10 protein-coding genes and 1 tRNA gene are annotated in these 8,982 nt (G+C 54.7%); 6 read left to right on the top strand and 5 right to left on the bottom strand.

Going from position 1 to position 8,982, the window contains the following annotated elements; translation table 11 throughout:
* The first annotated feature begins 352 nt into the window (after window positions 1-352).
* The gene (locus ADK28_RS07310) at window positions 353-664 is read left to right on the top strand and encodes a MoaF-related domain-containing protein (RefSeq protein ID WP_033641103.1); all 312 of its coding nucleotides are present in this window, start codon (window positions 353-355) and stop codon (window positions 662-664) included.
* Between the two features lie 146 nt (window positions 665-810).
* On the opposite strand, the gene ADK28_RS07305 is transcribed toward ADK28_RS07310, so the two are convergent.
* The 4 genes from ADK28_RS07305 to ADK28_RS07290 form a co-directional block, all read right to left on the bottom strand.
* Complete coding sequence (locus ADK28_RS07305) at window positions 811-1,161, bottom strand: gamma-glutamylcyclotransferase family protein (RefSeq protein WP_048795293.1); 351 nt, start codon at window positions 1,159-1,161, stop codon at window positions 811-813.
* A 182-nt stretch (window positions 1,162-1,343) separates the two neighbouring features.
* Window positions 1,344-3,302, bottom strand: coding sequence for an acyltransferase family protein (locus ADK28_RS07300; protein ID WP_048795292.1), 1,959 nt, complete (start codon window positions 3,300-3,302; stop codon window positions 1,344-1,346).
* 375 nt (window positions 3,303-3,677) lie between these two features.
* A tRNA-Arg gene (locus ADK28_RS07295) sits at window positions 3,678-3,754 on the bottom strand.
* A gap of 412 nt (window positions 3,755-4,166) precedes the next feature.
* Window positions 4,167-4,376 (bottom strand): hypothetical protein, encoded by a 210-nt coding sequence (locus ADK28_RS07290; protein ID WP_048795291.1) that lies wholly within the window; start codon window positions 4,374-4,376, stop codon window positions 4,167-4,169.
* Between the two features lie 205 nt (window positions 4,377-4,581).
* Here ADK28_RS07290 and folD point away from each other — a divergent pair, with 205 nt between their 5' ends.
* A complete protein-coding gene (gene folD / locus ADK28_RS07285) occupies window positions 4,582-5,448 on the top strand; it encodes a bifunctional methylenetetrahydrofolate dehydrogenase/methenyltetrahydrofolate cyclohydrolase FolD (protein ID WP_016928798.1) in 867 nt (288 codons plus the stop codon).
* Window positions 5,449-5,458: 10 nt separating this feature from the next.
* Complete coding sequence (gene ybcJ, locus ADK28_RS07280; protein ID WP_015376914.1) at window positions 5,459-5,671, top strand: ribosome-associated protein YbcJ; 213 nt, start codon at window positions 5,459-5,461, stop codon at window positions 5,669-5,671.
* Window positions 5,672-5,731: 60 nt separating this feature from the next.
* Here ybcJ and cysS read toward each other — a convergent pair whose 3' ends face one another.
* On the bottom strand, window positions 5,732-7,117 hold the full coding sequence (cysS, locus tag ADK28_RS07275; RefSeq protein ID WP_016928799.1) for a cysteine--tRNA ligase: 1,386 nt from the start codon (window positions 7,115-7,117) through the stop codon (window positions 5,732-5,734).
* A 309-nt stretch (window positions 7,118-7,426) separates the two neighbouring features.
* Between cysS and ppiB the strand changes: the two genes are divergently transcribed.
* The 3 genes from ppiB to ADK28_RS07260 form a co-directional block, all read left to right on the top strand.
* On the top strand, window positions 7,427-7,921 hold the full coding sequence (ppiB, locus tag ADK28_RS07270) for a peptidylprolyl isomerase B (protein ID WP_016928800.1): 495 nt from the start codon (window positions 7,427-7,429) through the stop codon (window positions 7,919-7,921).
* Window positions 7,922-7,931: 10 nt separating this feature from the next.
* Entirely contained in the window at window positions 7,932-8,654 is a 723-nt protein-coding gene (locus ADK28_RS07265; RefSeq protein ID WP_016928801.1) for a UDP-2,3-diacylglucosamine diphosphatase, read from the top strand.
* 149 nt (window positions 8,655-8,803) lie between these two features.
* The coding region (locus ADK28_RS07260; RefSeq protein WP_048795290.1) for an AIR carboxylase family protein at window positions 8,804-8,982 on the top strand (179 nt) is incomplete at its 3' end.

The raw sequence follows: 8,982 nt of genomic DNA, 5'->3' as shown, positions 1-8,982 counted from the left end.
GCTCCATGGGGAAATTTTCGCCTATTGTAGCGCGACAAACTAAACGAAGGTTCAATGCCGCTTGCCGTTTCCTGTGACCGCGTTCGGTGCCTGGCAAAGACCCGTCACTTAAACCCCCACTGTCCCCGCAGTGAACAGTAACCAGCCGCCCGTCCTCTTTATGAACAAAAAGAGAAAAGTGAATTGCCCGCCGGTCCCTTTTTCCACCGATGCGCCCTCTCTACTATGGCCCTATCCAGTCGCTTAACGCTCAGCTGGCTGACCTCACTCCCGTCTTAGGCACGAGTGATTCGGGATAGCAGCGTGCTTCACCGCCGCTTTTCAGATACGACACATTAAAGGAGTTGCGACAATGGCTGTAAAATTTCCTTATGCCGGTCAATCTTTTACCATCAAGATGGACAATGGTCTCGAAGTTAAAAACGCCTACCATGCCAGTGAAAACACCATTACCGTTGAGTTTCTAAACGGAGAACTTCGCGGAACCATTATGAATGTGCCTTTCCAGTGGCGTTCATTGGCTGACGGCTATTTCATGATTTCCTGGCAAGAGTCCGATAAAAATACCGTTGTTCACTGCGATAATTTCGAAAAAAACATTTCTTATGCTTACTACACAACGATGAGTGGAGATTTTTACGTGATGGAAGGGAAAATTCTTTAAGTTACTTCAGCGCCTTTAATCCTTTACGCATATTAATTGCCGCTCTACCAAATAGCCTATCCTTTAGCGTGGCCATTTTTATGACTTTCTCATATCGCTCCCACATGACGCAAAAAACGGCCGCAGCCGTTTTTTAAATCAAGCCGTCAGGATAATCCCCCAGAGTTGGGGCATTTCTTCAACATGTAGATAAACGAATCGACGATTTCACCGCCGACGGTGGTGACGCTGACTGCCACCCGTTCATAGCCGTCGCCTTCGAACACGTCGAGAACCGGCCAATGCTTGACGAGGTTGACGGAGCGAAACAGAAAACCGTTCACCCGATTGCCGCTGTTATCCAGCACGATGCCCGGGTAGCCCATCTCGGCACCCCAACCTTCGTTAAGCAGCGTGCCACCGACGCTGCCTTCTTCCCAGTTGCCGCCGATGGCTTCCATAATGTGCGCATTAGGCCTACCCGGCCCCAGGGTGCCGTACACGAATAAGCTTTGCATTTTTCTCTCTACTACTCACTGAAAGTTAGCGAAATAACATAGCATGACAACGAGCGTGTCTCGTTTGTGAACCAAGAGTAAATTGTCGAGTTAAAATAACTTTGAACACAGCATCACTCTACGTCATGCCGGAGACATCTTTGCATGCCTGATATCTCCGGCCAGTATCATACGACAAAGAATCAATCAAAGATCGTTTTGAACATCGGCACCAACAGTTTATTCCCGAATTCACTTACATGATTATCATCATAATAAATAGGGCGCCCGCTATATGTGCTTTCACATTTTCCGCCGCTACAAACCAGCGGTAATGGATTCAGGATTTTCACGCCACATTTTTCTGCAGCTTCGTCCTGCGCTTGCCATACAAATGAATGACGTTTCATATAGTCAGCTTCCGACAGATAAATATGAGGCGAGTTCTTCCCCAACATCATGGCCCGTGACAGCGTTTTAGGGACATTAGACATCATTTCCGGCATAGGCCGCATCATGAAAACAGGATGTTTGGCGGCCAACTCACAGGCAGACTCAACCAAAGATGACTTGAATTCCGCGAGGAATTCAGGCTTCGGAGTCTTGCTGATCTCAGAAAAATAGACGATCGGCGTACGTATTTTTTCTTCAACATTATGCCGTCCAAAAGCATACACCGAGGTTCTGTTGATGATCACGATAGGAATAGAACTATCCAGGCTTGCCAGTTTTTTCCGTTGCCATTGATTGAAGCCATAACAATCCTGATGATCCTCAGCTTCACCAGGTACCGTTTTTGCCCGGTAGAGCGTTGGACAACCCGCATAGGTAAGATTCAACACGCCATCTTCTTTGCTTGGCAATGCTGCTTCCACGGCTGTCACCATAGCGTTACCATGGCTATCACCGACGACCACCGCCTTAATTTCACTGCCGCCGAATACGCATCCCGGCGAGGTCGTGCCCGTCGTAGCGAAGCAGTCAGCGTGCTTGGGGTTGGAATTGAGACTTTCATTAGCGATAAGATCGATCTGTTCCGGTACGCGGTTGATAAAATGGTGTTTAAACATGACGACAGTAGCAGCGCAGATAATCACCATGCAGGAACCGATACTGAAAACATTCCCCCAATCGCCCTGCTTAGCTAATTTCTTGCGAGCCGGATTTTCAATAAAACGCAGAGAAAGCTCACCTAAAACCAAACTGAGCAGTAATCCTCCCAGCACCCATCGCCAATCTCCCGCGGTATTATTGTAAGCAAGAAAAACCACTACGGGCCAATGCCAAAGATAAATAGAGTACGACGAGACACCCACTCGCTCTGCAATATAGTTCGAAGTAAAAATTGAGCCCTGTCTGGCCGCAGCGAGCACCAGCATCGCCCCCGCCACTGGCACCATCGCATAGACCCCCGGCCATGCAAGCTTAGGGGTGAAAAACACGATTGCGACAACGATCAGGATGAAACCCACCAACTCCATCATTTGAGCTTTAGTTTTCGAGAAATGGCTATTTCGAGTCAGCCACCATACGGCCCCCCCTGCCAACATCTCCCATGCCCTTGTCGGCAACAAAAAGAACGCGGCGCTGGGTAAGGTGACAGCTAAATAGCAAGCGAGTGCAAAGGAGAGCAAAAAACCGCCAAACAGGGTGAATTTCACCCCTGACATTTTCCAAAAACGCCACACAACCAACAAAACGACGGGAAGTGCAATATAGAATTGCCATTCAACCGATAATGACCAGGTATGAAGCAACCACTTTTCATGCGATGCGGCATCAAAATAGCCGGACTCTTTCCAAAACTTTACGTTTGAAATAAACAGCGCGGCAACCAGCACATGCTTTGAAAGGGTATTGTAGTCTACAGAGGTGAGGAAAAACCAACCGAGAATCAGTAGGGTAAAACTCAAAGCCAACAATGCGGGGATGATTCTGCGTGCGCGAGCCAGATAGAAGCGCCAAAGGGAGAAGTTGCCATTTTCTATACCAGAAACAATTATTTGCGTCATCAGGAAACCTGAGATCACAAAAAACACATCCACCCCTACAAAGCCACCAACAAAGCCAGGAACGCCAAAATGGAAAAGAACGACAGCGATTACTGCCCAAGCGCGAAGCCCATTGATGTCATGCCGGAAAACCCTTGCATTAGAAGACATAGCAACACTCATTAATCAAGATTTATGCAGATAGCGAAGACGTCGCATTTTGCACCATGAGTAGAATTTTACCTATAGCAGCCCTCAATTAATCGGATTTTTACCACTCAGCAGAGAACCCATTTTGATAGAGACCGCATGGTAGCGGAAGTCTCGTCGGGGAATAAGGGCATCCCTCTTAGTGAGGTTTTTCTTAATTCCCTCTCTGGCTGCACAGGATCCGGCATAAAAAGCTATGACGAGGAGCATCTCCCTCAGAAAGTCCAGGGATGGCCTTACTTGGGTATAGCCGAGTTCAACCATAGCGGTACTTGGAAAATACAATAAATTGAGGGGAAATAAGGGCAAAAAGACTTGGTTTAGGGAGGCTCAAAATGGCACGCCCTATAGGATTCGAACCTATGACCTACGGCTTAGAAGGCCGTTGCTCTATCCAACTGAGCTAAGGGCGCATTGAGATGCGGCAACCTGCGGCTGCGGGTTGGGATTATACGGTCAGAGGTTAGCGAGTCAATGCCTTTTCATGACGTTACGACGGCGGCCGTGCTTTATGGCGTTTTTTCCGCCAGCGCCCGCGCGGCGAGGGTTCTCGTCAACCGGCGCCGTTATGCTGAACCAGGCCAACGCCTACGTAAATCGGCGTGCCCTCAGCCTCTTGCCGCCCACCGCCCCGCCGCAGACAAAGGCGCGTAGACTGCACCACTGCGGCAATGTCCCCCCAATCGGCATGCTCAATCACCCGTGTGTTGCAAGTCGCCGTGAGTCTTTCCCCCAATGCGACGTCAGGGCGCGCGCTGTTTAAAGAAGCCTGGCTCCACGGCGCCCAAAGCAGCCATAGCGTGCAGCCTACCCATGCGCAGCCGTTCATGGGCACAGCTTCCGCCACAGCGCGCTCAAGCGTACCCGCCACGACGGCGCCGCTTCGCGCCGGCCGAGCTGATGCAACGCCGTCAGCTGCGCGCCGTCCGCCGGGTGCAGCGAAGAATCGAACACCGTCTCCCCCACATGTTTGGGCTGCGCCGGTTGCTCGCCAGGCTGGTGATGCAACGGATAAAGCCGAGTTATCGCTCTCATGATCCTGCTCTCTTTCACCCTGTGTATGGCCCCAGCGTATGCAAATGCCGGTAAAAATGGCGTAGAGGATCCTGAAGTCGGCATAAAAAAAGCGTAAATCGGCCTCGGCATTGGCGGCGAGGGTGATTCTGCGCCTGACAGCGCGCTCAGCTTCTGACAGAATAGCGGCATCCCCGCTTTTCTTAATTGATGGATTTCCACACTGATGTCAGCAAAGATTATTGATGGTAAAACGATTGCGCAGCAGGTTAGAAACGAAGTGGCTGAGCAAGTGAAACAACGTCTGGCGGCCGGCAAACGCGCCCCAGGGCTGGCGGTTGTGCTGGTCGGCGAGAACCCGGCTTCGCAAATTTACGTCGCCAGCAAGCGCCGCGCCTGCGATGAAGTCGGCTTCCTCTCCCGCTCCTACGACCTGCCCGCTGCCACCAGTGAAGCCGAGCTGCTGGCGTTGATCGACCAGCTGAACGCCGACGCGGAAATCGACGGCATTCTGGTGCAGCTGCCGCTGCCGGCCGGCATCGATAACGTCAAGGTGCTGGAGCGCATCCATCCGGACAAAGACGTCGACGGCTTCCACCCCTACAACGTCGGCCGCCTGTGCCAACGCGCGCCCAAGCTGCGCCCGTGCACGCCGCGCGGCATCGTCACCCTGCTGGAGCGTTATAACATCGATACCTACGGCCTGAACGCCGTGGTGGTCGGCGCCTCCAACATCGTCGGCCGCCCGATGAGCATGGAGCTGCTGCTGGCCGGTTGCACCACCACCGTCACCCACCGTTTCACCAAAAATCTGCGTCACCACGTCGAGAACGCCGATCTGCTGGTGGTGGCGGTCGGCAAACCGGGCTTCATCCCGGGCGACTGGATCAAACCGGGCGCCATCGTAGTGGACGTCGGCATCAACCGTCTGGAAAGCGGTAAAGTGGTGGGCGATGTCGACTTCGACGCCGCCAGCGAGCGCGCCGCCTACATCACCCCGGTGCCGGGTGGCGTTGGCCCGATGACCGTGGCTACACTGATCCAAAATACCTTGCAGGCCTGCGAGGAATATCACGACGTTCAACCTAAATAAGTAAGGCAGTATGGAAATTTTCAATCTGGACAATCATCCCCACGTCGAACTGTGCGATCTGCTGAAGTTCCAGGGCTGGTGTGAAAGCGGCGGCGCCGCCAAAGAAGTCATCGCCGAAGGGCTGGTGAAAGTCGACGGCAAGGTCGAAACCCGCAAGCGCTGCAAGATCGTCGCCGATCAGGTGGTGGAGTTCAACGGCGGCAAGGTCATGGTTAAACCCTAACCCGCAGCCATAGAAAAAGGCGCTGAATTCAGCGCCTTTTTTGTTTTCACTTCGGCCGGCTTACTTACGGCGCCAGGTGGTGCCCTGCGGGCCGTCTTCCAGCACGATGTTCATCTCGTTCAACCGATCGCGAGCGGCGTCCGCCAGCGCCCAGTCCTTGGCGGCGCGCGCTTCGTTACGCTGTTTGATCAGCGCTTCAATCTCCGCCACTTCGCCGTCGTCAACCTGTGCGCCCCCTTGCAGGAACTGCTCCGGCTCCTGCTGCAGCAGGCCGAGCACTTTCGCCAGCTTGCGCAGTTCCGCCGCCATGCCGTTGGCCGCCGCCATGTCTTCGCTCTTCAGGCGGTTAACCTCTCGGGCCAGATCGAACAGCGCCGAGTAGGCTTCCGGAGTGTTGAAGTCGTCGTCCATCGCTTCGCGGAAGCGGGCTTCGAACGCTTCGCCGCCGGCCGGCACGGCATCGGCGTCGGTGCCACGCAGCGCGGTATAGAGGCGCTCCAGCGCGGTGCGCGCCTGCTTGAGGTTCTCTTCGCTGTAGTTCAGCTGGCTGCGATAGTGGCCGGACATCAGGAAGTAACGCACCGTCTCCGCATCGTAATGGCCGAGCACGTCGCGGATGGTGAAGAAGTTATCGAGCGATTTGGACATCTTCTCTTTGTCGATCATCACCATGCCGGAGTGCATCCAGTAATTGACGTACGGGCCATCGTGGGCGCAGCTCGACTGCGCGATCTCGTTCTCGTGGTGCGGGAACATCAGATCGGAACCGCCGCCGTGGATGTCGAAGTGGGTGCCCAGCTGTTTGCAGTTCATGGCGGAGCATTCGATGTGCCAGCCCGGACGGCCCGGCCCCCACGGCGACTGCCAGCTCGGCTCGCCCGGCTTGGACATTTTCCACAGCACGAAGTCCATCGGGTTGCGCTTCACGTCGTCGATCTCCACGCGCGCGCCGGCCTGCAGCTGATCCAGATCCTGACGCGACAGCAGGCCGTATTGCGGATCGCTGTCGATGGAGAACATCACGTCGCCGTTGCTGGCCACATAAGCGTGATCGCGATCGATAAGACGCTGCGTGATCTCGATGATCTCGGCGATGTGCTGGGTCGCGCGCGGCTCTTGATCCGGACGATCGATCAGCAGCGCGTCGAAGTCGGCGTGCATTTCCGCCAGCATGCGTTCGGTCAGCTGGTCGCAAGTCTCATGATTTTCCGCCGCGCGGCGAATGATTTTGTCGTCTACGTCGGTGACGTTGCGCACGTAGTTCAGCGAATAGCCGAGATAGCGCAGATAACGCGCCACCACGTCGAAAGCGACAAAGGTACGACCGTGGCCGATGTGACACAGGTCATAGATGGTTACCCCGCACACGTACATGCCCACTTTCCCGGCATGAATGGGTTTGAATTCCTCTTTTTGACGACTCAGGGTATTAAAAATCTTTAGCATCGGGAGATTCCGTGGTGTGCGTGATAACAAAAAAGATAACCGGGCTTCAGGTTTTACGCCCGGTAGCGTATTGAAACCTGAAGCCTGATCTATTGCAAGGTTAAGGCCAAGCTTTGCTGATTTCACGCGAAGAAAACGCGTAAAATCCGGCCGTCGGCATTATTGTTATAATATAACAATAAAACAATTACCACAGACAGTGCGCGGTTGACCCGCTGCTGACTCGCCGGGGCGGATATGTTATAAGGGCGGTCTGAATGTTCACTCGCTTTACGTGGCGTCTCACTTCATCTTGTTAGGATTAAAACTATGGTTACTTTCCACACCAATCACGGCGATATCGTCATCAAGACCTTTGCTGACAAAGCGCCGGTTACCGTTGAAAACTTCCTGAACTACTGCCGCGCCGGTTTCTACGACAACACCATCTTCCACCGTGTGATCAACGGCTTCATGATCCAGGGCGGCGGTTTCGAGCCGGGCATGAACCAGAAAGCGACCAATGCGGCTATCAAGAACGAAGCCAACAACGGTCTGAAAAACACCATCGGCACCCTGGCAATGGCGCGTACCAACGATCCGCACTCCGCCACCGCACAGTTCTTCATCAACGTGGCTGACAACGACTTCCTGAACTTCCGCGGCGAAAACGTGCAGGGCTGGGGCTACTGCGTGTTCGCTGAAGTGGTTGAAGGCATGGACGTGGTCAACAAGATCAAAGGCGTGAAAACCGGCCGCAGCGGCATGCACCAGGACGTACCGGTAGAAGACGTCGTCATCAACAGCGTGACCGTCAGCGAGTAATCGCGGCTGCATGAGTACGCTGTTCATCGCAGATCTGCACTTGTGCGCACAGGAACCGGCAATCACTGCCGGTTTTCTGCGTTTTTTACGGCGCGAAGCGATGCACGCCGACGCGCTGTATATCCTCGGCGACCTGTTTGAGGCCTGGATCGGCGACGACGATCCCGAGCCGCTGCACGCGGAGATCGCCGCGGCACTGAAAGCGCTGCAACAGGCCGGCGTGCCCTGCTATTTCATCCACGGCAACCGCGATTTTCTGCTCGGCAAGCGCTTCGCCCGCGCCAGCGGCATGCAGCTGCTGCCGGAAGAAAAAGTGCTGGAGCTGTACGGCCGCAGGATCCTGATCCTGCACGGCGACACCCTGTGCACCGACGATCAAGCCTATCAGCAATTTCGCCGTAAAGTGCACAACCCGCTGATTCAAAAACTGTTCCTCGCGATGCCGCTGCGCTGGCGACTGAAAATCGCCGCCAAGATGCGCGCCCGCAGCCAGCAATCCAACCAGTACAAGTCGGACGCCATCATGGACGTCAACCCGCAGGCGGTCGAGCAAACGATGCTGCGCCACGACGTGCACTGGATGATCCACGGCCATACCCATCGCCCGGCGGTGCACCGGCTGGCGCTGAGCAATGGCGAAGCCCATCGCGCGGTGCTGGGCGCCTGGCACGTCGAAGGATCGATGATCAAAGTCAGCGCCGACGCCGTCGAGCTGATCTCATTCCCATTCTGAATTCCGCACTGGCGCGAGAGTGAAAATTCGCGCTTTCGACGGTGAAAACCGGCGACGCAACCGTTTTCCTCGCCGTGCGCTCATGGTATGCTCTACGCCCTCATTCGGCCCTCAGCCGACGCCAGACAAATCACAGGAGCCTTACACCCATGGGAGCCAACGCCGCTTCAGCCGCCAATACCGGGGCTAAAATCGCAATTGTAATGGGATCGAAAAGTGACTGGGCCACCATGCAATTCGCCGCCGAAGTCCTGACCCAGCTCGATGTCCCCTTCCATGTCGAAGTCGTTTCCGCTCACCGCACGCCGGACAAGCTGTTCAGCTTCGC

It is taken from the genome of Serratia sp. 506_PEND, from assembly GCF_001076875.1.
Taxonomy (GTDB): Bacteria; Pseudomonadota; Gammaproteobacteria; order Enterobacterales; family Enterobacteriaceae; genus Serratia; species Serratia marcescens.
The sequence above is the reverse complement of the archived record's forward strand: the minus strand, read 5'-3'. Positions and strand labels throughout refer to the sequence as shown.

Coding starts and splice junctions, on each gene's coding strand:
- ADK28_RS07290 (WP_048795291.1), bottom strand. CDS start 4,376: ATGAGAGCGATAACTCGGCTTTATCCGTTGCATCACCAGCCTGGCGAG.
- ADK28_RS07305 (WP_048795293.1), bottom strand. CDS start 1,161: ATGCAAAGCTTATTCGTGTACGGCACCCTGGGGCCGGGTAGGCCTAAT.
- ADK28_RS07310 (WP_033641103.1), top strand. CDS start 353: ATGGCTGTAAAATTTCCTTATGCCGGTCAATCTTTTACCATCAAGATG.
- ppiB (WP_016928800.1), top strand. CDS start 7,427: ATGGTTACTTTCCACACCAATCACGGCGATATCGTCATCAAGACCTTT.
- cysS (WP_016928799.1), bottom strand. CDS start 7,117: ATGCTAAAGATTTTTAATACCCTGAGTCGTCAAAAAGAGGAATTCAAA.
- ADK28_RS07265 (WP_016928801.1), top strand. CDS start 7,932: ATGAGTACGCTGTTCATCGCAGATCTGCACTTGTGCGCACAGGAACCG.
- ADK28_RS07300 (WP_048795292.1), bottom strand. CDS start 3,302: ATGTCTTCTAATGCAAGGGTTTTCCGGCATGACATCAATGGGCTTCGC.
- folD (WP_016928798.1), top strand. CDS start 4,582: ATGTCAGCAAAGATTATTGATGGTAAAACGATTGCGCAGCAGGTTAGA.
- ybcJ (WP_015376914.1), top strand. CDS start 5,459: ATGGAAATTTTCAATCTGGACAATCATCCCCACGTCGAACTGTGCGAT.